The sequence below is a fragment of the Rhizobacter sp. P1_G5 genome (assembly GCF_056405435.1).
In genome coordinates, this window is record NZ_JBFUCB010001223.1 from 1 (window position 1) to 515 (window position 515).

Here is a 515-nt window from a genome sequence, read left to right on the forward strand (position 1 = left end):
TCACGTCGGTCTGCGACAGGATCGCCTGGCACGACAGCCGCGATTGCGGCTCCAGCCCCCAGGCCCGGTCCAGCAGGTCTTCCTCGGATTCATCCATCTCGCCGAGCGACGAGAAGCCCTCGCGCACCACCACGTGGCAGGTCGTGCACGCGCAGCTCAGTTCGCAGGCGTGCTCGATCTCGATGCCGTTCTCCAGCAGGGCCTCGCAGACCGAGGTGCCCGGCGTGGCGGTGATCTGCGTGCCGGTGGGGCAGTACTCGGGATGGGGCAGGATCTTGATGACAGGCATGGGGCTCAGACTTCCTCGACGCGTCGGCCGGCCAGCGCCTGCCGGATGCCGCGGTTCATGCGCTCGGCCGCAAAGGCTTCGGTGCCCTTGGCCAGCGCCTCGACGGCGGCGTCGATCTGGTGGTGATCTTCGGAATCGCGGCTGGCTTCGAGCGCCGCGAGCAAGTGGGTGATCGCGGCCTGCTCGTCGGCGCCCAGCAGGTCACCGTCGGCCTCGAGCGCGGAAC

Annotated in this window: 1 protein-coding gene and 1 pseudogene; both read right to left on the reverse strand. The window is 69.1% G+C overall.

Features of this window, described 5'->3' with window-relative positions:
- Positions 1–289, reverse strand: a 289-nt coding sequence (gene fdx / locus AC1D12_RS35085) for an ISC system 2Fe-2S type ferredoxin (protein WP_477845642.1), incomplete at its 3' end; no start/stop codon positions are given.
- Positions 290–294: 5 nt separating this feature from the next.
- A pseudogene (locus AC1D12_RS35090) lies at positions 295–515 on the reverse strand (Fe-S protein assembly chaperone HscA); the annotation flags it as partial.